21 protein-coding genes are annotated in these 21,076 nt (G+C 43.3%); 17 read left to right on the top strand and 4 right to left on the bottom strand.

Annotated elements, in window-relative coordinates; all coding sequences use genetic code 11:
• Positions 1–68: 68 nt before the first annotated feature.
• Complete coding sequence (locus tag H6G40_RS12110; protein ID WP_042790771.1) at positions 69–962, bottom strand: ferritin-like domain-containing protein; 894 nt, start codon at positions 960–962, stop codon at positions 69–71.
• Between the two features lie 411 nt (positions 963–1,373).
• Between H6G40_RS12110 and H6G40_RS12115 the strand changes: the two genes are divergently transcribed.
• The 10 genes from H6G40_RS12115 to H6G40_RS12160 all read left to right on the top strand — a co-directional run bounded on the left by H6G40_RS12115 (position 1,374) and on the right by H6G40_RS12160 (position 7,870).
• Positions 1,374–1,709, top strand: a complete 336-nt coding sequence (locus tag H6G40_RS12115) for a hypothetical protein (RefSeq protein WP_002773358.1) — start codon at positions 1,374–1,376, stop codon at positions 1,707–1,709.
• A complete protein-coding gene (locus H6G40_RS12120) occupies positions 1,706–2,317 on the top strand; it encodes a class II aldolase/adducin family protein (RefSeq protein WP_002737248.1) in 612 nt (203 codons plus the stop codon). Before H6G40_RS12115 ends, H6G40_RS12120 begins: the two co-directional genes overlap by 4 nt.
• A gap of 106 nt (positions 2,318–2,423) precedes the next feature.
• Complete coding sequence (locus H6G40_RS12125; protein ID WP_002735090.1) at positions 2,424–2,627, top strand: hypothetical protein; 204 nt, start codon at positions 2,424–2,426, stop codon at positions 2,625–2,627.
• Between the two features lie 169 nt (positions 2,628–2,796).
• A complete protein-coding gene (gene argH / locus H6G40_RS12130; RefSeq protein ID WP_002735516.1) occupies positions 2,797–4,185 on the top strand; it encodes an argininosuccinate lyase in 1,389 nt (462 codons plus the stop codon).
• A 101-nt stretch (positions 4,186–4,286) separates the two neighbouring features.
• Positions 4,287–4,742, top strand: a complete 456-nt coding sequence (locus tag H6G40_RS12135) for an NUDIX hydrolase (RefSeq protein WP_069474351.1) — start codon at positions 4,287–4,289, stop codon at positions 4,740–4,742.
• A gap of 260 nt (positions 4,743–5,002) precedes the next feature.
• Complete coding sequence (locus tag H6G40_RS12140) at positions 5,003–6,142, top strand: restriction endonuclease subunit S (RefSeq protein WP_069474350.1); 1,140 nt, start codon at positions 5,003–5,005, stop codon at positions 6,140–6,142.
• 40 nt (positions 6,143–6,182) lie between these two features.
• Positions 6,183–6,743, top strand: coding sequence for a hypothetical protein (locus H6G40_RS23285; RefSeq protein ID WP_242028749.1), 561 nt, complete (start codon positions 6,183–6,185; stop codon positions 6,741–6,743).
• A complete protein-coding gene (locus H6G40_RS12150) occupies positions 6,730–6,936 on the top strand; it encodes an HNH endonuclease (RefSeq protein WP_081330836.1) in 207 nt (68 codons plus the stop codon). Before H6G40_RS23285 ends, H6G40_RS12150 begins: the two co-directional genes overlap by 14 nt.
• Positions 6,937–7,235: 299 nt before the next feature.
• On the top strand, positions 7,236–7,472 hold the full coding sequence (locus tag H6G40_RS12155; protein ID WP_002736406.1) for a ribbon-helix-helix domain-containing protein: 237 nt from the start codon (positions 7,236–7,238) through the stop codon (positions 7,470–7,472).
• Positions 7,472–7,870 carry a type II toxin-antitoxin system VapC family toxin gene (locus tag H6G40_RS12160; RefSeq protein ID WP_002737815.1) on the top strand — a complete coding sequence of 133 codons (399 nt, stop codon included), beginning with the start codon at positions 7,472–7,474 and terminating at the stop codon, positions 7,868–7,870. Before H6G40_RS12155 ends, H6G40_RS12160 begins: the two co-directional genes overlap by 1 nt.
• Before the next feature lie 223 nt (positions 7,871–8,093).
• On the opposite strand, the gene H6G40_RS12165 is transcribed toward H6G40_RS12160, so the two are convergent.
• Positions 8,094–9,176 (bottom strand): molecular chaperone DnaJ, encoded by a 1,083-nt coding sequence (locus H6G40_RS12165; RefSeq protein WP_190537734.1) that lies wholly within the window; start codon positions 9,174–9,176, stop codon positions 8,094–8,096.
• Positions 9,177–9,638: 462 nt separating this feature from the next.
• On the opposite strand from H6G40_RS12165, the gene H6G40_RS12170 reads away from it, so the two are divergent.
• From H6G40_RS12170 to H6G40_RS12190, 5 genes are all read left to right on the top strand, one after another.
• Positions 9,639–10,997, top strand: a complete 1,359-nt coding sequence (locus H6G40_RS12170; RefSeq protein WP_190537736.1) for a CmpA/NrtA family ABC transporter substrate-binding protein — start codon at positions 9,639–9,641, stop codon at positions 10,995–10,997.
• A 112-nt stretch (positions 10,998–11,109) separates the two neighbouring features.
• The gene (gene ntrB, locus H6G40_RS12175) at positions 11,110–11,940 is read left to right on the top strand and encodes a nitrate ABC transporter permease (protein WP_069474383.1); all 831 of its coding nucleotides are present in this window, start codon (positions 11,110–11,112) and stop codon (positions 11,938–11,940) included.
• 70 nt (positions 11,941–12,010) lie between these two features.
• Positions 12,011–14,029, top strand: coding sequence for an ABC transporter ATP-binding/substrate-binding protein (locus H6G40_RS12180; protein ID WP_069474348.1), 2,019 nt, complete (start codon positions 12,011–12,013; stop codon positions 14,027–14,029).
• A gap of 79 nt (positions 14,030–14,108) precedes the next feature.
• Entirely contained in the window at positions 14,109–14,948 is an 840-nt protein-coding gene (locus tag H6G40_RS12185) for a nitrate ABC transporter ATP-binding protein (RefSeq protein WP_002737031.1), read from the top strand.
• 305 nt (positions 14,949–15,253) lie between these two features.
• On the top strand, positions 15,254–15,727 hold the full coding sequence (locus H6G40_RS12190) for a phosphate-starvation-inducible PsiE family protein (RefSeq protein WP_002736649.1): 474 nt from the start codon (positions 15,254–15,256) through the stop codon (positions 15,725–15,727).
• Positions 15,728–16,220: 493 nt separating this feature from the next.
• Here the strand turns inward: H6G40_RS12190 and H6G40_RS12195 are convergent, their stop codons facing one another.
• Positions 16,221–16,733, bottom strand: a complete 513-nt coding sequence (locus tag H6G40_RS12195; RefSeq protein ID WP_002737354.1) for an SH3 domain-containing protein — start codon at positions 16,731–16,733, stop codon at positions 16,221–16,223.
• 12 nt (positions 16,734–16,745) lie between these two features.
• On the bottom strand, positions 16,746–18,251 hold the full coding sequence (locus H6G40_RS12200) for an AAA family ATPase (RefSeq protein ID WP_002738147.1): 1,506 nt from the start codon (positions 18,249–18,251) through the stop codon (positions 16,746–16,748).
• Between the two features lie 738 nt (positions 18,252–18,989).
• Here H6G40_RS12200 and H6G40_RS12205 point away from each other — a divergent pair.
• Together H6G40_RS12205 and H6G40_RS12210 are read left to right on the top strand one after the other, a co-directional pair.
• On the top strand, positions 18,990–20,225 hold the full coding sequence (locus H6G40_RS12205; RefSeq protein WP_002737665.1) for an RNA-guided endonuclease InsQ/TnpB family protein: 1,236 nt from the start codon (positions 18,990–18,992) through the stop codon (positions 20,223–20,225).
• Between the two features lie 569 nt (positions 20,226–20,794).
• Positions 20,795–21,076: transposase family protein (locus tag H6G40_RS12210; RefSeq protein WP_190537737.1), on the top strand; the 282-nt coding region annotated here is incomplete at its 3' end.

Genomic DNA, 21,076 nt, shown 5'->3' on the forward strand with positions numbered 1-21,076 from the left:
TTTCTCGATCCTCGATGAACATTTCTTCAGCGATCGCTGAAGGATTGCCCCCGAAAATCAAGATTAAATTAGTTGACTTTCTCTTTTTTGCCGATATTGCCGTCCGCATTAAAAAACATCGGTAAAAAGCGTTCCATAAACATTTGTGGATCACGATTCCAGGCTTTTTGAGCCGCTTCTACCCGGAATAATTGCAATTTCGGGTCGAGAAGGGTTTGGGGTAAACGTTCCATCAGATATTGAGGACGTTCCCAGAGTGGCATAGTGGCGGCGATTTCCATTAAATGACCGAAGCGGCGCAATTCTGCCCCCAGGGTGATATCCATCCCCGATTCATAGGCGGCCTGTTCGATCGCTGAGTATTTGGCCTTAGCTTTTTCGACTTTTTGCCGATGTTCGGGGCTTTTTTGAGCAATTTTGGCTAACCAACGATTACCCCAACGCACATGGCCCGCTTCTTCGGGAAAGATTTTGGCGATCGTTTCCTGAATTTTCAGATTTTCCGGGGTTTGTTCCCCTGCTTTGAGGGCATAAATATGGGCGGCAAAGTATTCGCATCCCCGTTTTTCCGTGACGTTAATTGCCGCTAGGGCCGCAATCAGTCCATCTTCCCTTTGTTCTTCGCCTTGGAATTGATCTTGATCGAGAAGACGTTCAAATTCGTCGATATAGGACAACCCCGGCGGTTTCCCCACATCGGCCCCCAATTCGATTAATAAATCGGTTAACCAGTAGGCATGGCGGGCCTCATCGGCGACGTGACGGGAAAGCTCCTGGATCAGTTCTTTTGGTTGTCCGTCTAGGGTTTCGATCAGTTCGGTCAGGTCTTTACAGCTACGTTGTTCGTTGTAGCGGTAGCGGTTGAGGGTGACAAGATGAATTTCGCGATCGCTAATGACACGCTTCATGATGTCGCGAGCGCTCATCGTCTTCTTGAATTTACGAGGGTAAGCAACGGTCATGATTTTGTATCGTTTTGTAAACGGCTTTCCGTATTCTAACGGAGTTTTTTGGCTCTCTTGGATTTGGTGGGTAAAATGTATTCTAAAATACATTCCTTCTAGAGAGGGGGTGGAACGAACCACAAAGACACAAAGGACACAAAGATCGATCAATCATATAGTAAGTTAAACTTATCACACACAACCTAGAAGAGCCGTTTTTTCCCGATCTGGCAAGGGATTGGCAAGTGGCCAGCTTTTTTCAGTGATCAGTGAAAGATAAGCTGCCCGCGCATTTAAATTGCTTGTGGAGATGAGATACTCTTTACTGTTGGCTCTTGCAAGAGTCAAGAGATTGGGGGAAGATTCGGCTAATCTAAGAATAAGCGGTTAAAATGCGTCTTAGCTTATCAAGGAAAACTAGAATTGTCTATGAACACATTCACTCCCCATCAAATTGTTAGTTTATTCTGCAAAAATCGAACTTTATACGGAGAAGTAATTCAGGTGATCGAAAGTCGTTCGGCTCTTTGGGTGCGTCCTCTCTGGTTAATTATAGCCGATAATTTTGAGACCATTGATGTGCGGGAATGTTCCGATTTAATTCTACCTATCAACTTATTTAACCCCGCCTTAGATACGGAAGTTTTACCCCTATTTTCTCAAGCAATTAAAGATAATTATATCGCCAATATTTCCTATCCTCTCCAGGACTTTGTGCAGAAAGTTTGTCAAAGTTATCCCGAATATTTTCAGAAAAATCTATGATTGACGAAGGCTACGTTAAATACAATTGTACTTGGATTCCTGACCGTCCCTTAATAAGCTCAGAGATTGCAGAATTAAATTATTGGCGCAATCGCCTCTATCGACTGGGATTAATCGGTCAATACGATAACGGAATCGGTTTTGGGAATGTGAGTCAACGAGGAAAAATAGACAAAGAAATCATTATTTCTGGCACTAACACCGGGGGAATCCCAGTATTAAATGAATCCCATTACACCACGGTTATAGACTACGATTGGCAAGAAAATCGTGTCACTTGTTGGGGGACAATCGCCGCTTCTTCAGAAACTCTCACCCATGCAGCGATTTATGAAGCGAATCCCCAGATTAATGGGGTGATTCATATTCACCATCGCCCCCTGTGGCAAAATTTAATGTATCGAGTGCCGACCACTCAAGAAAATATCGCCTATGGAACCCCAGAAATGGCCGCAGAAATTATCCGTTTATGTCAAGAAGAGCGTCTAGAGGAGCAACAAATTTTAGTGATGAGTGGTCACGAAGAAGGAATTATCGCCTTTGGGCAAGATTTAGCAAAAGCGGGCAATTTACTATTATCCTATTACCAGCAATCTCAATCATCTTGAAAGTGACCTCCTTTCCAACTCACCACCAGGGAGACAAAAGCGGTTTTGATTTAGTCGTTTTCATGTTAACTTATTCTGTAGATTTTCGTCTTTGAGGAATGCCATCGTGATCGACATCTTCCATCATCTATCCGTCTCGATCGACTTTTCGCCCCTTACCAATGTCTTGATGACTATTTCCGAGCAAGACGTGGATATCATCGGCAATGTTCAGAAATCCTTCTCAAATTTCGTCAAAACTGGGCAAGCATGGGCCCTATTAATCGGTTTCATTGCCGGTTATATGTTTCGAGGTTTTACTTCTTATTAGCTTTTCGCCTATGGGCATTCAGCCAGAGCGAGCAATTCTTGCTATTCTTATGTTTGTAGGGTTGGAGATTTTTCTAACCTGAAGCGGTAATGCTATCAGCACCGGATTATTCCCCAAAATTGTCCAGCATATTTTGGTTAACTTTATCCACAATCATCTAACGAAAACAGTGACAGCAAAGAAAACTTGGAGCGATCGCTTTGAAGGTAGTCTCCATCCTACGATCGTAGAATTTAACGCCAGTATTGGCTTTGATATCGAATTAATCGAGTATGATCTCACCGGATCGATCGCTCACGCTAAAATGCTCGCCTATACGGGTATTATCAGCCCCGAAGAAGCTGATAGTCTCGTCTCTGGATTGGAACAAATTCGTCAAGAATACCGCACCGGCAATTTTAACCCCGGCATCGATCAAGAGGACGTGCATTTTGCCGTGGAACGTCGTTTAACCGAGATTGTGGGAGATGTGGGCAAAAAACTGCACACGGCCCGTTCGCGGAACGATCAGGTAGGAACGGATATACGTCTGTATCTTAGACAACAAATTGATGATATTAGGCAAGAAATTCGCAATTTTCAGCAAGCTTTAGTCAATCACGCTGAAAACCATCTGGAAACCCTGATCCCCGGTTACACCCACCTGCAGCGCGCTCAACCGATTAGTTTAGCCCATCATCTCCTCGCTTATTTTCAAATGGCCGAACGGGATCACCAAAGATTAGGGCAAATTCGCGCCAGGACTAATATTTCGCCCCTAGGATGTGGCGCTTTAGCGGGGACGACTTTTCCGATTGATCGTCATTACAGTGCCAATTTACTCGATTTTGAGCAGGTGTATAACAATAGTCTCGATGGAGTCAGCGATCGAGATTTTGCTATTGAATTTATGACGGCCGCTAGTCTGATTATGGTCCACCTGAGCCGTTTGAGCGAAGAAATGATTCTCTGGTCTTCCCAAGAATTTAGTTTTATCACTCTCACCGATAGTTGTGCCACGGGATCTAGCATTATGCCCCAGAAAAAAAACCCCGACGTTCCCGAATTGGTGCGCGGCAAAACAGGGCGGGTTTTTGGGCATTTACAAGCGTTATTGACCTTAATGAAGGGTTTACCCCTGGCATATAACAAAGACTTGCAGGAGGACAAGGAGGCGTTATTTGATGGCGTTAAAACCGTGCGGATTTGTTTGCAAGCGATGACGGTACTTTTAGCCACCGGGATTCAATTTAAAACCGACCGATTAGCTAACGCGGTGGCGGAAGATTTTTCTAATGCGACGGATGTGGCGGATTATTTAGCCAGTAAGGGGATTCCCTTCCGAGAAGCTTATAATTTAGTCGGGAAAGTCGTTAAAAGCAGTTTGGCAGCGGGTAAGTTATTGAAAGATTTAACCCTGACGGAATGGCAAGAATTACATCCGGCTTTTGAGGCCGATATCTACGACGCGATCGCTCCTCGTCAGGTGGTAGCGGCCCGTAATAGCTATGGTGGCACAGGTTTTGAACAAGTGCGATCGGCTTTAATTCAAGCTAAAGCCATTCTCGATCATGATTGATATTGTTAGGGGTTTTGGGGTTTTGGGGTTTTGGGATATTAGTTAAAATTTCCCTATCTCCCTATCTTCCTATCTTCCTATCTTCCTATCTCCTAATTCCTATGGGTCGTGTTTGGCATTTTATTAAAAGTGTGATGGGAATTATCTTTCGTCATCCTGTAACTGGGGTGACAATAATTCCGCTGCTTGCTGATGGTACAATTGTTTTAATCCGACGCAGAGACACCGGCAAATGGGCCCTACCGGGGGGAATGATCGATTGGGGGGAAGATATTTTTAATACTGCTCAAAGGGAATTAAAAGAGGAAACAGGATTAAATTTAGTCAGTTTAGGGCGTTTAGTCGGGGTTTATTCCTCTTTTGAGCGTGATCCGCGCATTCACTCCATTTCAGTGTTAATTGAAGTTACAGCTGCGGGGAATTTTCAGATCAAAGATACATTAGAAGTTAGCGAGGTGAGAGCTTTTAGCGTCGAAACTTTACCTCTAGGCAATCTCAGTCACGATAATGGTCGCCAACTAGAAGATTATCTCAGGGGTGCCACTGTAGTGGCTTGATTTTTTTCTAGTATCTGCGACCCTAAGTAGCTGGTTATAATTAAATTAAAAATAGATTTTAGGTTCGATCCCCCCCAACCCCCCTTAAAAAGGGGGAAGAAGAGTTCATAGTAGGGTGGGTTAGACGGCAACAATCTAGGCGTTAAAGTCAATCTAACAATCCGTCGTAACCCACCGTTTTAGTCAACCGAAAGGATATTTGATTTATGTTTGAAAATAAGATTGATCTGGTTTTACGCGCGTTATAAGGAGATGTTGGGATGAATAGAGATTTATTATCTGGAGAGTACAAGCGCTTTCCAAAACACTGGGATGTAATTCCATTTACTAAAGCTTTTAAAGATATGACAGGGGGACAAACCAAAATTCCAAAAGGAGATTATTTAGAAAGGGGAGATATTCCCATAATAGATCAGGGGCAAGACTTGATTGGTGGTTATACTAACGAATACCAAGCTGTATGCGATATAAGACTTCCATGTGTGCTGTTTGGCGACCATACAAAAATATTCAAATTTATCACCAAACCATTCGCTTTAGGGGCTGATGGTGTCAAGGTATTGAGCGAGGCTAATAATATTGACCCTAAATTTGCGTATTATTTTCTGAATACGCTGAATCTCCCTGATGTCGGCTATAGCAGACATTTCCGCTTTCTGAAAAGAACTTTTTTCCCCCTCCCACCCCTCGAAGAACAGCGAAGAATTGCGGCAATTTTAGATAAAGCGGATGGGGTGCGACGCAAGCGCAAGGAGGCGATTCGGTTGACTGAGGAGTTATTGCGATCAACTTTCCTAGAGATGTTCGGTGATCCTGTTACTAATCCGAAAGGGTGGGAGATATGTGAAATTGGAAAGATAACAGATGTAAAAACTGGCAAGACTCCAAGTCGTGAAGATGAAGAAAACTATGGCGGAGATATTAGATGGGTAAAAACGACTGAAGTAAGAGAATTGATAATTAAAGAAACTGAGGAGTTTTTAACCAAAAAAGGAGCATCACAAGTATCCATTTTCCCCAAAAATACTATTTTGATAGCTATGTATGGGCAGGGCGCAACTAGAGGAAGAACAGCACTCTTGGGATTACCTTGTGCGACTAATCAAGCTTGTGCAGCAATTATGCCAAGCGAAAAATATGCGCCATTTTATTTATGGACATTGTTAAGGCTTTCATACGAAAGACTTAGAGAACTTGGACGTGGAGGAAATCAGCCGAATCTTAATCTTAGCATGGTCAAAAATTTTTTGATCCCCATGCCACCTCTGGAAAAACAAATATACTTCCAAAATATTGTACTGAACTTACAGTCTCAACGACAAAAAATGGATCTAAATCTGCAATATCATGACAATCTCTTTAATTCCCTTTTACAAAAGGCATTTAGGGGGGAATTGTAGCCATGGCAGCTGGCGGATTACTGCCATAATCTTGTGGGAAATGCCATTAAAAAAGACCGTTGGACAATTAACCAAGATTCAGCTACCGCTGCGGCGACTTCGACCTCTGCGGTTTTCGGGTAGTCTGCGTATTCGGGAGAACTCTCTAACCCTTTTTCTCTTTTTTTCCCTTTTTACCCTCATTCTCTATTTTTTCTTTTTTCTTTTCTTTCCCGCTCTTAGGCGGGTCGATTTTTTTGAGAAAATGGCGTTAATGTTAAATTTTATTAAGGCAATGAAAGAATTATCGGTTATCAGTTGGGAAGGTGGTGTTATATTATGGGCAGTAAAGTTGCTCAAAAAGCCAGCTACAACCATGAGCGCTCTTGTCAAACCCTCTAGCCTGATTCCCAAAGGATTGCGGGTGCAACAGATTAATAATCTCACCCTATTCAAATTTACAGATGAACTGGGCGATCGGATGCAGACGCTTCTTGACAAAAAAAAAGCTGATGATCTCACCCCGGAGGAAGTCCTTGAGCTAGAAGCGATTGGCGAACTCGACCAAATTTTCAGCTACATCAACGCTGTCATTGCCGCCAGAGTAAATGGTCATTCCTAAATCGCTCTACCATATTGTTCGACAACGCGCTAGGTTCCGGTGTGAATACTGTCACTATCCCGAACTCCTCAGTTCCGCCCCTCTTTCGATTGACCATATTCAACCCTTTATCCAGAATGCCCGACGGCAATGGATAGCCGGCCAACTCCATCCACCCAAGGATGACCCACGACAGGAAATTAGTGAGACTTAAGGCGTGGTTTAAAAAAGGTTGATCGGGAGTAACAAAAGCTTAATCCTGATTATTTATTCGCCTTTTTGTCGTTTGCATGAGCAGAAACGGGTTTCTCCGAGAAACCCGTTTTCTGTGCGTTACTCAAGAGTTATCGGTTATCAGTTGGGAAGGTGGTGTGATATTATGGGTAGTAAAGTTGCTCAAAAAGCTGGTCAGGTTGCTATTAGAATAGTAAACGCTGATAAATATCTCAGCCCAGAAAAGAAAGAAGTTATCCTGTTATAATAAAGTTAATTGATACTTGCTTAATTTAAGTTATGAACCTCAATCTTTATCTGGAAGATGAATTAAGTCAGCAACTACAGGCTTTATCTCACTCTACAGGCAAATCCCAGAATGCTTTGATTCGAGAAGCAATACAGCTTTTAATTACCACAAAAGAACAGTCGCAATGGTCGTCAACTATCCTTAATTTTCAAGGTATAAGTGATGCTATTGTTTTTGAAGCTTATAGAGAGGAACTTTCCCCACCTAGAGAAGATGAGGTGATTTAGTGCTGGTTTTGCTCGATACTTGTACGATTAGTGATTTTGTCAAAGGTGATAGCAACACTCTAGTGCAGATCAAAAATCACTCTCCTAGGGAAATTGCCGTTTCTGCGATAACTTTAATGGAAATCGAATATGGACTACTTCTTAATCCAGCGAAGGCAAAGAAAATAAGACCCATTCTTGACAAATTTCTTGCTTCTATCTCAATTCTTGCCTTTGGCAATCAAGAAGCGATTTGCGCCGCTCAAATTAGAGCAGCTCTCAAACAATCCGGCACTCCCATTGGTGCTTACGATCTGTTAATCGGTGCAACGGCGATTACTCATAATCTTAAATTAATTACGGCCAATCCCCAAGAATTTGCTCGTATTCAAGGATTATCGTGGGAGAATTGGCGTTAAAGCTAATCGCCTAACTAATTCGAGAATATATAGGGTTTGCTGAATAAATCTAAAAACCTTGTTGGATAAGGTTTTTAGACTTTTTTTCCCTCAAAAAGTGCCGACCATTGGAGTGATTGGGGGGAAAATTCAGGGACTTTTTCCCTGAAAATTAGGTAAAACCCCACACTCGGCCACCGGGAAAAACTTTTTGCCGCATACCCTAAATACTGGCTTTCTCTCTTCAACGGCTGATTCCGCGAAGTTGCTGCAGAAGTTGATCAAGAATGTCTTCCATCTCTTCCGGGCTTCTGCCCATCCTGACCGGTCCGCGCAGAAACTCTTTAACCGTTATTTTTTTATCGCGGAAGTCACGGACAAAATTATAGATTTTTTCGGTGGATTGAACTTGTAATTTCATCTCCTCTAGCATTTGCTCAATCGGGTCGATGCCATCCTTCTCACAAGCGCGGCTGGCCCTCACCATCTCGCCTTCCGGGGTATTTCGCACCGAGCGCAGTTCTCTTTTCAGGTTCTCGTATTGCTTTTTAAGTAGTTCGTTATTGGTTTCAACCCTCTCGCACTGTCGTTGGAGGTCGCTTTCCGATGAGCCTTCAACCGCGAAAGAGTCCCCCATTTGATGCTGTCGTTCGATTTCCAGCAGTCTGGCAATATCTCCCTCTTTATAGGCACGGTTGACTTCCTTCATAATCTCGTTGTGACGCATCCGAGTTTCGGGGTCTGTAACCTTGTCGGGGTGAAAAATCTCGGCCATTCTCAGGAAAGTGCGGCGTATTTGTCTAGATTCAGGAGATTTAGGCGAGCTTTCAGGTGATAGCTCTGTTCCATCATCGTGACGGTTATAGGAGTCTCCCCCAGAGAAGAAATCCTGCGCGGATTGCTCCGATGCTCCTTCTGGTTCTTCGTCTCCGAAAAGTTCGTCTAGTTCTTCATCTCCATCGTCAAATTTCGGGCTAATCACCCCCGTTAACTGAAGTGTCTCGTAAATTCCGAGAATCCTTTTTTTTGTCTGCTGCCCCAATTTTCTAGCGGTGAGGATTTCGTCAAAAAGGGCGTGTATTTCGCGGTCGAGGTCGGTAAGTTTTTCATAGAGAGGTTGCCCTCTCTGGAAAATCTCCGTCGCTAAGGAACGCATCTGGTCGAGGAATTTCTTCAGTTCGTTGCGTTTTCTGCCAATCTGCTTGAGGAGCCACTGATGCTCCTCCTCTAAAGCTTGGAGACGAAAATGTAGGGAAGACAGAGCCAAGGAAGGAGAGGTAGGCGAATCAGAGGAGTTCGGTGATTTAGGCTTTTTAGATCTGGTCATTACTTTGGGGTGAAAGCATATTGTCCATTCTACCAAGCCGCAAGGAACCGCATTCCCAAAACTTACCCTTGGCTCATTTTATTGTTTCTCCCCACCTCCCTGCTCCCCATCACCCCTCTCCCCTCTCCCCTCTCCCCAATTCATAATTCATAATTCATAATTCATAATTCCCCACTCCCCTGCTCCAGCGCCCTACGGAAACCTTTTTAAGTGGCTAGAAGCTAGATATATCAATGGTCTTAATTAATTCTTATCAATCGAATTAAATTTTTGTACATAAAATTCTCGCTCGGATTAATTATTTTTTCCAAATTCCGCTAGACTTATTTAGTAAGTTCAATCGAGATTCAATATTCCATAGCTAAATTTCTATAGCACAGGCTAGAAGGAAAGTTTAGCGAGGGATTCCTTTACCCATAATTCAGCACACATATTTGCTTTAGCAAGCAGGTAGGAGATTCTATGTCAAATTTTTCGAGACGGAAATTTTTAACCACAGCGGCAGTTTCAGCGGCAGGGGCTGTTGTCCTGAAAGGTTGTGTGGGTAATCCTCCCGACAGTACGGGTGGAACCAGCAGCACCGCACCCGCTTCCCCGGTTGCTTCTCCCGTTGCGGTGGCTCCCGGAGAGGCCCCCGAAACCACCAAAATTAAATTAGGTTATATTCCTATTGTTGAGGCCGCACCTTTAATTATTGCCAAGGAAAAAGGCTTTTTCGCTAAACACGGGATGCCCGATGTGGAAGTCTCCAAACAAGCAAACTGGGGATCCGCTAGAGATAACGTCGAAATTGGGGCAGATGCGGGCGGAATTGACGGAGGACAGTGGCAAATGCCCATGCCTTACCTAATTTCCGAGGGACTAATCACCAAAAATAACGTTAAAGTCCCCATGTATGTGTTAGCGCAGTTAAACACCCAGGGTAACGCAATCGCGATCGCAGGTAAACACGAGGGCAAAAATATCGGTTTAGACTTGAAACCCGCCAAAGATTACATCCTCGGCATGAAAACGACGGGAACTCCCTTCAAAGCTGCCTATACTTTCCCGAAAGCTAATCAAGACTTCTGGATTCGTTACTGGTTAGCCGCCGGTGGGATTAACCCCGATACGGATATTAACCTAATTGCCGTACCCGCAGCCCAAACCGTGGCCAACATGAAAACGGGAACCATGGATGCGTTTAGTACCGGTGATCCTTGGCCGGCGCGAATTGTGGCTGATCAGATCGGTTTTATGTCAGCTTTAACCGCAGAAATCTGGCCCTATCACCCGGAAGAATACCTCGCTATCCGCGCCGGTTGGGTGGATAAAAACCCGAAAGCCACCAAAGCGGTGTTAAAAGGAATTATGGAAGCGCAGCAATGGCTCGATCAAGAGGCAAATCGGGCAGAAGCGGCGGCAATTCTCGCTAAACCGGCTTATTTCAACCTCAAAGAAGAAATTATCGCCGGTCCCCTCAAAGGAATGCAGAAAATGGGTGACGGTAAACCGGAAATCACCGACAAAAATAAAGGGGTTTTCTACTGGAAAGATCCCGCCGGTAGCGTTTCCTATCCCTACAAGAGTCATGATCTCTGGTTTTTAACCGAAAGTGTTCGTTGGGGTTTCTTGCCGAAAGAAACTTTAACCACTGCCTCAGCATTAATCGACAAAGTTAACCGCGAGGATCTTTGGAAAGCGGCAGCCACAGAATTAGGGGTTCCCGCAGCTGATATTCCCACCAGTACCTCCCGCGGTGTCGAAAAATTCTTTGATGGCAAAACTTTTGATCCTGCCAATCCCCAAGCTTATCTCGATAGCTTGGCGATCAAAAAATAGCGAGCTTTTCTCGATAGGCTAGGTGCATAAAATATCTAGTCTATCAATCCCAAAAATGTTTTCTTCTCTTCCCAATCAAGTAACTTTATCTTCAACAAAGGAAAACGGCAAAATGGCAAGTAGCGTCAGCAGAACAGGTAAAGGTGGTTTCAACTTCGGTAAATTCTGGAAAAAGCATTCCCAAGACATTCTTCCCCCTATTATCGGTACCTTGGGTTTTCTGATTGTTTGGCAATTAGTCTCGATGGTGGGATTAATCAAATTACCCCCCCCATCCGACCTAATCACCAATGAGCGTACCCGTACTTATTTAATGTATCCTTTCTTTGATCGTGGGGGCATTGATAAAGGACTATTCTGGCAAACTTTAGCCAGTCTGCAACGGGTATTAATCGGTTATTTTTTTGCCGCAGTGGTGGGTATTGGCGTTGGGATTATGGTCGGTTTAAATTCTTTCTTAAATAAGGCACTCGATCCCCTTTTCCAATTCCTGAGAACAGTTCCTCCTCTTGCTTGGGTTCCCCTATCTTTGGCCGCTTTACAACAAAACCAACCTGCTGCTTTATTCGTTATCTTTATTACCGCAGTTTGGCCGATTTTGATTAATACCACCGTCGGTGTCCAACAAATTCCCCAAGACTATATCAACGTTAAACAAGTCTTGCAATTGTCCAGCAAAAAATTCTTTTTCAAGATATTAATTCCCTCGGCCCTTCCCTACATCTTCACTGGTTTGAGAATTGCGATCGGTTTAGCTTGGTTAGCGATTATTGCGGCGGAAATTGTTATGTCGGGTATCGTCGGTATCGGTTTCTTTATCTGGGATGCCTACCAAAATAACTACATCAGCGATATTATTCTTGCGCTGTTTTATATCGGTGGTGTGGGTTTATTACTCGATCGCTTTATGGCTTGGTTGCAAACTCAAATCGTTCGTCAATAGGGAATCAATGGGGAAACTTTCCCCATTTCTAAATAACTAAAACTTGAGCCAATTTAAGGAGAAAAAAACTATGAGTTTGTTTGTCGCTGTCGATAACATTGATAAAGTATTCCCCCTCAGTGGTGGCGGTGAATATGTGGCCTTGAAAGGTATCGATTTACAGATAAAAAAAGGGGAATTTATCTCCCTTATCGGTCACTCCGGTTGCGGAAAATCAACCCTCTTAAACATGATCGCTGGTTTAGATTTGCCCACGGAAGGAGTGGTGACTTTGCAAGGTCAAAGCATTAAAAAACCAGGGCCCGATCGCATGGTAGTCTTCCAAAACTATTCCCTTTTACCCTGGTTAACCGTCAAAGAAAATATCACTCTAGCCGTCGATCAAGTTCTCACCCAACTGTCAGAAGAAGAAAGAAAAGCCGAAGTCGAAAAATATATCGATCTGGTCAATCTTCGTCATGCAGTGGATAAACGTCCCAACGAATTATCGGGGGGGATGAAACAACGGGTAGCGATCGCTCGCGCCCTAGCCATTCGTCCGAAAGTCCTACTTTTAGATGAACCCTTTGGGGCGTTAGATGCCCTGACTAGAGGTAATCTACAGGAACAGTTAATGCAGCTGTGCGAAGAATACGAAATGACCTCGGTAATGGTGACGCACGATGTGGATGAAGCGGTGCTATTATCCGATCGCATCGTCATGCTCACCAACGGTCCCGGCTCAAAAATTGGCGGTATTTTGGAAGTAGATATCCCCCGTCCCCGCAAACGCATGGAAGTGGTGGAACACCCCAGTTACTACAGTCTCCGGAGTGAGATTATCTATTTCCTCAACCAACAAAAACGGATCAAAAAACTACGCGCTCGCAAAGTCGAAGTAATTGCCCGTCACGGTTTAGAAAAAGTCAATCTAGAAATCGGTTTTGTTCCCCTCACCGCTTGCGCGCCCCTAGCAGTGGCCAAAGAAAAGGGATTCTTTACTAAACATGGTCTAGATGAGGTGAATTTAGTCCGGGAAACCAGTTGGCGAGGGGTTGTGGATGGGATCGCAGGGGGATTCCTCGACGGGGCGCAAATGCCTTCAGGAATGCCCACCTGGTTAACCGTCGGTGGTTATCAGGAGCAACCTTTGCCGATTGTCAGCGCCCTGACTATGACTCGTAACGGTAACGGTGTCACCCTCGCTAAACGCTTCTATGACGAGGGAGTGATTGACGGTAACGCCTTAAGACAGATGCTATTGGAATCGAAGGAGCAGCGCCATATTTTTGGCATTGTTCACCCCTCCTCGATGCACAATTTGCTCCTGCGTTACTGGTTAGCGGCAGCGGGAATTGACCCCGATAAAGACGTTCACCTCGAAACTATTCCCCCGGCCCAAATGGTAGCCGACCTGAAAACCGGTAGTATTGACGGTTACTGTGTCGGTGAACCCTGGAACCTACGGGCCGCTATGGAAGATATCGGTTACACTGTCGCTACCGACTTAGAAATCTGGCAGGGCCACCCGGGTAAGGCCCTGGGAGTCCGGGAAGATTGGGCCAATAAATACCCTAATACCCACGTCGCTTTAGTTAAAGCACTGCTGGAAGGTTGTCGCTACTGTGCCGAGGAAGGGAATCAGGAAGAAATTCGTCGAATCCTCGCCAGTCGTCAGTACCTTAGTACCAATATCGATTATATCCAACTGGGTGATCCCAACTCCTATGCGTGCAGTCTCGATCGACCGATGAAAGAATATGCACACCATCTGTTCTATGGAGATGGGGTAAATCGTCCCAGTCGTACCGAACACCTCTGGATGATGACCCAAATGGCACGCTGGGGCCACATTCCTTTCCCGCGTAACTGGGTAGAAATTCTCGAACGCGTCTGTCGGGTGGGTGTCTTCAGTACCGCGGCCCGGGAATTGGGTCTAGGGGATATTAAATATCGTCGCACACCGATCCTTTTATTCGATGGTATCGAGTTTGATGCCGAGGATCCGATCGGTTATCTCAATAGTTTAGAGATCAAACAAAACGTCACCATGGCCGAAGTGGCTATTGATGCTCGTCCTAGTGCCAGTGAATCTCGCAAAATTGCCTAAAAATCGACTAAGGGGATAATTCCTAGCCAATTATCCCTAGCCATTGCTCCTATTATCTAATTTCCCCCAAAGACTAATCATGTACACCACCACCGACACCGTTAACCGAGTAACCCAGACCCCCACTAAAGAAGCTTTTGTTACCATTGAAGGAGTTTCTAAGGTTTATCCCACTCCCAGAGGCCCCTACACCGTCCTCAAGGATGTTAATCTCAGCATCAATGAAGGTGAATTTATCTGCGTGATCGGTCACTCTGGTTGCGGTAAATCGACCCTATTAAATATGGTGTCGGGTTTTTCTTCTCCCACCGATGGCATCGTTAAAGTTAACGGTAAGACAATTACTAAACCCGGGCCCGATCGCATGGTAGTGTTTCAAAACTATGCTTTATTGCCTTGGTTAAGCGTTTTTGAAAATGTCTATCTCGCGGTAGATGCGGTGTCTCCCAATGCTCCAGAGGCACAAAAACGCTCGATCGTGCGCGACCATTTAGCTATGGTGGGTTTAACCGAAGCTATGGACAAAACCCCTCCCCAAATCTCCGGGGGGATGAAACAACGGGTTTCGATCGCCCGGGCCCTTTCTATCCGTCCGGAAGTGTTGATTCTTGATGAACCTTTCGGCGCTTTGGATGCGATTACCAAAGAGGAATTACAGGAAGAATTGCTGAAAATCTGGCAAGATAAACGCTGTACGGTCTTGATGATTACCCACGATATCGATGAGGCTCTTTTCCTCGCTGATAAGCTGGTAATGATGACCAATGGACCGGAAGCGAAAATCGGCGAAGTGATGAATATTCATTTCCCCCGTCCCCGCGATCGGGAGAGAATTATGGAGGATCCGGAATATTATCGTCTGCGTAACTATGCCCTCGACTTCCTCTATAATCGTTTCGCTCACGATGATGTCAGCTAGATGCGAGCATTTGTATTAGTTTGGGGTGCGGTTGACTTAATAGCGATCGCACCTAGATTTTTTTTCTAAGGAAGCCTTCTTCAAGTAAAATTATTTCTAAGTAGGTAGATTTTAAAAATTGTCAGATACCCCCCTTAATAAGGGGGCAGGGGGGATCAACGCCCCCTTATTAAGGGGGGATCAAGGGGGGATCAACGCCCCCCCTTATTAAGGGGGGATTAAGGGGGGATCAGCTTACTTGTCAACTAAATAGAACAATTAGCAATCAAATACAATAATAATTTTTACTTTTTACTTAATTGATCATGCTCAAACAGATACGGAAACTACTTATCAATTTCGGTCAACAATGGCGCGATGAAAATTTTATGAAGTCGATTCATGTCGTTGAAAACTTAGTTTCTAAGGTTTTATCCGTAGCCTTAATTATTGTTATTATTGTTTCTCTTTATGATCTAGTAGTTATCCTAATCCGAGATTTATTTACTACGGAACCCATCGGTTTTTTTGGCAAAACTTTAATTGAAATTTTCGGTTTATTTCTCAATATTTTAATTGCATTAGAGTTATTAGAAAACATCACTGCTTACCTAAGAAAACACATCGTACAGGTTGAATTAGTCGTAGTTACGGCTTTAATTGCCATCTCTCGAAAAATTATTATTTTCGATCCCAACAAATACAGTAAAGATGATTTAATTGCGCTCACCGTGGGAACCTTAGCTTTAGCGGCAAGTTATTGGTTAATCAGAAAAGTTAATCGCGATAATCGCTCTTGAATTAAGGGAAAGGGATAGATTTTCTAAATCTATCCCTTCTAAATAGGGTGTGCTGAAAAAGTTTGTTGGTGGGGTTAAGGAGTCAGGAGTCAGGAGTCGGGAGTTTCAGGCCTTGTTGCCCTCTCTTTTTGTACCAATTTATGTACTAAAAGAAGGATAATGCAAGGTTTTTGAGAGTCCCAATCCGATTTTCGCAGCATGAACATCGGATTTTAACAGGTCAAAAGCCTTATTTTAAAAGGGTTTTACCATTATTCAGCAAACCCTAAATATTTAGGGTTTGCTGAATAAATCTAAAAACATTGTTCGATAATACTTTTAGACTTTTTTCCCCTTAAAAAGTGCCGGCCATTGGAGTAATCGGGGGGAAAATTCAGGGACTTTTTCCCTGAAAATTAGGTAATTGACCCCCTGAAAATGGGTAAAACCCTACACCCCACACCCTACACCCTACACCCCACCCCCAGGAAAAACTTTTTGCCGCAAACCCTATTTACTGGACTCTAGAAATATTACCCGCTTTAATCCAACCTTCGCGACCATCGGACAGACGCACGCGATGCCATTGCCCATCGCTGCTGGTTCCCACCACACTGACTTTAGTATTATAATCCAGACCGCCGAGACGAGTGGATTCACTGGTAGGTTCCGAGCGCAGACTTAAACCGCTTTGCCATGTCACCCGCGCTTGATAACCCTCGGATGTGGTTTCTTTTTTTGTTTCTTCGGGACTGGGTTTCGGGGCAGCTTTTGGTGCTGGGGCAGCTGTGGGAGACTCTTTCACCTCAGCTTGGGGTTGTTCTTGGACGGGAGTAGTGGGGATGGGTTTAGCGGCTTTTTCCTCCTTAGTTTCCTCTTTTTTCTCCTCGGTAAAGACGGGTTTAGGAGGATTAGAATTCATACCAGAGAGAAGTATATAGGCGACAGCAGTGGCCCCACCGACTAAAATGACCACTCCCAGGACAAAACCAACCATAAATTGTAATAAACCAGATAAACGCTTCATATTGGTGCTAAATTAACTGTTAGGATTAACATTAAAACGATCATCGCGAGAGGCTAAACGAGCTTTACCGGACTTGGCCCAATCCTGTAGAAACTGGATCTGTTCTTGAGCAGTGCGGGCTAGGGGTATAATCTGACTAGCGGCCTCAAGCACATCATCGGTGCTAAAGTCGCGATTTTGACTAAACCCGATGTGCATCGCTTCCACGATGGTTTGTTCGATTTCTGCCCCCGAAAAATCGGGAGTTTCGTAGGCTAGTCGCTTTATATCATAACTTTTTAGATTATGGGGCCGGACTTTCCCCAGATGAACGCTAAAAATCTCCTCGCGGGACTTTTGGCTAGGTAGTCCGACAAAAAATATCTCATCGAAGCGTCCTTTTCGCAACATTTCCGGGGGCAAAGATTGGATGTTATTAGCCGTAGCGACGACAAAAACTGGCGATTGTTTCTCCGCTAACCAAGTGATAAAAGTCCCGAAAACCCGTCCGGTGGTTCCTCCGTCGCCTTTTCCCTCCGCTCCGGCAAAAGCTTTATCGATTTCGTCTATCCACAGCACACAGGGAGCTAAAGCTTCGGCGAGATTAATCATCTGACGGGTGCGCGATTCCGATTCTCCCACCAATCCGCCAAATAAACGCCCCACGTCTAGACGTAGTAGGGGTAAGTGCCAATGATGGGAAATAGCTTTCGCTGTCAGGGATTTACCCGTTCCTTGAATTCCCACCAATAGTAAACCCCGGGGATTGGGTAAACCGTAGGCGCGGGCGCGTTCACTAAAAGCACCACCGCGACGAATCAGCCAATCTTTGAGATTATCTAGGCCGCCGATGTCAGAAATCTGCTCTGTGGCGGGATAAAAGTCCAATATCTGGGTTTGACGAATCGATTGGCGTTTTTCTGCCAAAATTAATTCCACGTCCTCTGGCTCAATTTTGCCGTGACTGGCTAAACATTTAGCTAAAACCCGACGAATTCTCTCTAGGGATAATCCTTGGGCAGAAAGCACTAATTCATCGAGGAGTGGTTCTTTGACGGGTTGTCCGGTGGCAGCGATTAATCGCTGAATTTCCTGTTTAATTTCTTCGCCACTGGGGAGGGGAAAATCGACGACGGTGATTACTTCGGTGAGATCCGAGGGGATAGACAGTTCGGGAGCGACGATAATTAGGTTTTTAGGCTGAGATTTCAGGGAACGGGCAAGATTACGCAATTTTCTGGCGATGGAAATATCTTCGAGAAAGCGCTGGAAATCGCGTAAAATCATGATGGCGGCGATGTTAGTCGGCAGCTTTTCGACGAATTCAAGAGCTTGCAGGGGATTACGCCGAGCAAAGTTCTCATTATTGGGATTATCTTGATAACCATCCACGAAATCCCAGACATAGACAGCACGGTTATTGCTCTGTTTGGCAATATCGGCGATCGCTTTTTCGAGACGTTCTTCTTCTAGGGTGGTAATATAGATGAGAGGATAGCGCGCCCGCAGCAGTAATTGAAATTCTTCACCAAAGCTCATAGCTATTCGTCTATAGTTGTTGCTATTTATATCATCATCAGAAAATATAGCAGTTAGCCGTCAGTCAAATAAGGATGGCAGGTAAGCCGTACACTACATTTTAAGATAAGTTAAGCTCGTCTATAAAAAGATTTTAAAAAAACCAATTTACGCTTGTATTTTTTTAAATGTATGGTATAATGTTATTGCCTTAATCGAGATTAAACCTGTATTAACTAAATCAATATCTTGTTAATTAGATTAAGCTTTAGTAAATTAAATCGGCCCATTAGGAGGGTAAGCCAATCTTAACAATCCTTGATCAAATAAACTTTATGTGAGTTGCTTACCCAGAGGCCGGTTCAGGCATATTTAAGTAGAATTTGCCATCTCAATTGTTAAGCAAAAATCAACCAAATGGGTCGAGTTCGTAACTATGATGATTGACTGGTATCACTTGAAATGCCGACGCGGATCACAAGTCAATTGTCAATAGCGTTTGAGATGCTCTCACCCTGGCCTATTAGGGGTTAACCACAGAAACCAAAAACCTAACTAAAGCTTTTTAAAGTTACTCATTCCTGTAGCTATATAACTAAAATAAGTAACTTTTGCCACCGATAGATTTTAAGAACGTTAAGTACCTAAGCAAAATTAATTACACATTTCGATAAAGCTTTTGCCTCTTGCCTATTGCCTCTTGCCTGTTTTCACTAGGAAATTTATTTTGCACGACTACTTATCAGGTATAATCAAGATATGAAGCTAGTTGAACGTCATATTATCAGTCAAAACCATCCCTTCTGGTCAGAAATCGACCATTATGCCTTTTTGTCAAAAAATTTGTTCAATCTAGCTAACTACCATTATCGCCAATATTTCTTTGAAAACTCCCAAAAACTGAGTTTCAATCAACTCTATTATCTGGTATCTAAAACCTCAGATTATTTAGCTTTACCCACGAAAGTGAGCAAGCAGATAATCAGAAGATTGGAGCAAGCTTGGGTTAGTTATTTTGCCGCTTTTAGAGCTTGGAAAAAACACCCTGAAAAATTTTTAGGAAAACCCAAAATTATTAAGTATAAGGACAAAACCAAAGGAAGAAACCTGCTGATATATTCTCAGGAATCAATTTATAAAAAACCTCTAAAAGAAGGAATTTGTCACTTGTCTATGAGCGACTTAAAAATTACCACTTCCCGAAGAGAAATAATTGAGGTGAGAATTGTCCCCAAAAGTAGCTGTTATGTCATTGAAATAGTCTATGAAAGACGGTCGGAAACCACAGATAAACAAGAGATAGCTGGGATAGATTTAGGAGTTAATAACTTAATGGCTGTAACTACAAATCAAACAGGTGTAGCACCTCTTTTGGTAAATGGCAGACCGTTAAAAGCAATTAACACCTTCTACAACAAACAACGTTCCCGCTTACAATCTCAACTGAAAACCCAAAATAATCAACCCTCATCTAAGAGATTGCTATTCCTGACCCATAAACGAAACTGTCGAGTAGAAAATTATCTACACACAGCCAGTAAAAGAGTAATAGATTGGTGTACTATTCATCAAATAGGGACGTTAATAATTGGGCATAATGAGTGGATGAAACAATCTCTTAATCTAGGAAAAAGGAATAATCAACAATTTGTCAATATTCCCCATAATAGATTAATAGAAATGTTAACCTACAAAGCTCAATTAAAAGGAATAAAAGTTATAATAACTGAAGAATCCTATACCTCACAATCCATTGCTTTAGATAGGGATGAGTTACCTAAATATGGTGAAGAAAAACCATTATTTAAGGGAAAAAGGTTAGCTAGGGGACTTTATAAAATGGAAACAAATCAGTTGTTAAATGCCGATGTCAATGGGGCATTTAACATCATTAGAAAAGTAATTCCTGATGTCATTGACCAGGGAATAAAGGGTTTGCCGTTTAATCCTGTAGTGCTTGACCCACTACGAATGACTAAGCTTTCAGGCTTTTAAGTAAGTTTGAGTAAGTTTAGTTGAGCGGTAACAAAAGTTAGTCATAGGTTGGCCGTTTCTTTTCTGTAAATTAATTTCAGCCTTTCTCACAACCATTTCCTAAGGAGGGTTCAATTCATGTTTAAACTAGCTGCAGACTTTTTATCTTTGGATTTTCTCTGCCGACCAAATCAGAAAAATAAGCCAGAAAGTAAGGTTCTTCGGTTTGTCTTATGCAATGGACGGGGTTATAAGGAATGAAACCTTTATAGAGACAGACATTGCCGCAATTTTTGTCAATTGTTTGCGATCTGGAGCGAACTAATCAATTAAATCTCTTGCCAGATAAGGATTGAGTCGATTTATGCCCCCATATCGAACCATACCAAGTAACGAAGAGCCGAATTTCGGCTCTTCGGGAATTGTTATGCAAATAATTAACTTAAAATAAAATTCGATGAGAGTACCTAAGCTCAAAAGTAGCTGAAATCCATACAGAGAAGGACTTAAGGCACAAACAGGTTAATATCAAAAGATAGACAATCGAGTTAAGATTTGATATAATAGCCAAAAACCAGAGTATTTTACCTATGATACTTGACAAATTTTTGAACCTAAAAGGAACGTCTATTCAAGGCTATCTACACCTAGAAAATATCGGTATAGTTTGCCGAATCGAATCGAAAAATAAAAAAGCAGCCTGTCCTCGTTGTGGGTTAGAGAGCGATAAACTTCACCAAAATCATCGACATTTAGTCAAAGATTTACCGCTCTCAGGTCAACCAGTGTACCTACAAGTTAATCGTCGTCAATTTAAGTGCGGTAATTGTCAGAAACCCTTTAGCGAAGAGTTAGATTTTGTCGCCAAGAAA

This window comes from Microcystis viridis FACHB-1342, assembly GCF_014698335.1.
GTDB classification, from domain to species: Bacteria; Cyanobacteriota; Cyanobacteriia; order Cyanobacteriales; family Microcystaceae; genus Microcystis; species Microcystis ichthyoblabe_A.

Excerpts from the sequence above, each read along its gene's own strand:
- H6G40_RS12110 (WP_042790771.1), bottom strand. The coding sequence starts at position 962 with ATGACCGTTGCTTACCCTCGTAAATTCAAGAAGACGATGAGCGCTCGC.
- H6G40_RS12115 (WP_002773358.1), top strand. The coding sequence starts at position 1,374 with ATGAACACATTCACTCCCCATCAAATTGTTAGTTTATTCTGCAAAAAT.
- H6G40_RS12120 (WP_002737248.1), top strand. The coding sequence starts at position 1,706 with ATGATTGACGAAGGCTACGTTAAATACAATTGTACTTGGATTCCTGAC.
- H6G40_RS12135 (WP_069474351.1), top strand. The coding sequence starts at position 4,287 with ATGGGTCGTGTTTGGCATTTTATTAAAAGTGTGATGGGAATTATCTTT.
- H6G40_RS12140 (WP_069474350.1), top strand. The coding sequence starts at position 5,003 with ATGAATAGAGATTTATTATCTGGAGAGTACAAGCGCTTTCCAAAACAC.
- H6G40_RS23285 (WP_242028749.1), top strand. The coding sequence starts at position 6,183 with ATGCCATTAAAAAAGACCGTTGGACAATTAACCAAGATTCAGCTACCG.
- H6G40_RS12150 (WP_081330836.1), top strand. The coding sequence starts at position 6,730 with ATGGTCATTCCTAAATCGCTCTACCATATTGTTCGACAACGCGCTAGG.
- H6G40_RS12155 (WP_002736406.1), top strand. The coding sequence starts at position 7,236 with ATGAACCTCAATCTTTATCTGGAAGATGAATTAAGTCAGCAACTACAG.
- H6G40_RS12165 (WP_190537734.1), bottom strand. The coding sequence starts at position 9,176 with ATGACCAGATCTAAAAAGCCTAAATCACCGAACTCCTCTGATTCGCCT.
- H6G40_RS12170 (WP_190537736.1), top strand. The coding sequence starts at position 9,639 with ATGTCAAATTTTTCGAGACGGAAATTTTTAACCACAGCGGCAGTTTCA.
- ntrB (WP_069474383.1), top strand. The coding sequence starts at position 11,110 with ATGGCAAGTAGCGTCAGCAGAACAGGTAAAGGTGGTTTCAACTTCGGT.
- H6G40_RS12180 (WP_069474348.1), top strand. The coding sequence starts at position 12,011 with ATGAGTTTGTTTGTCGCTGTCGATAACATTGATAAAGTATTCCCCCTC.
- H6G40_RS12185 (WP_002737031.1), top strand. The coding sequence starts at position 14,109 with ATGTACACCACCACCGACACCGTTAACCGAGTAACCCAGACCCCCACT.
- H6G40_RS12190 (WP_002736649.1), top strand. The coding sequence starts at position 15,254 with ATGCTCAAACAGATACGGAAACTACTTATCAATTTCGGTCAACAATGG.
- H6G40_RS12195 (WP_002737354.1), bottom strand. The coding sequence starts at position 16,733 with ATGAAGCGTTTATCTGGTTTATTACAATTTATGGTTGGTTTTGTCCTG.
- H6G40_RS12200 (WP_002738147.1), bottom strand. The coding sequence starts at position 18,251 with ATGAGCTTTGGTGAAGAATTTCAATTACTGCTGCGGGCGCGCTATCCT.
- H6G40_RS12205 (WP_002737665.1), top strand. The coding sequence starts at position 18,990 with ATGAAGCTAGTTGAACGTCATATTATCAGTCAAAACCATCCCTTCTGG.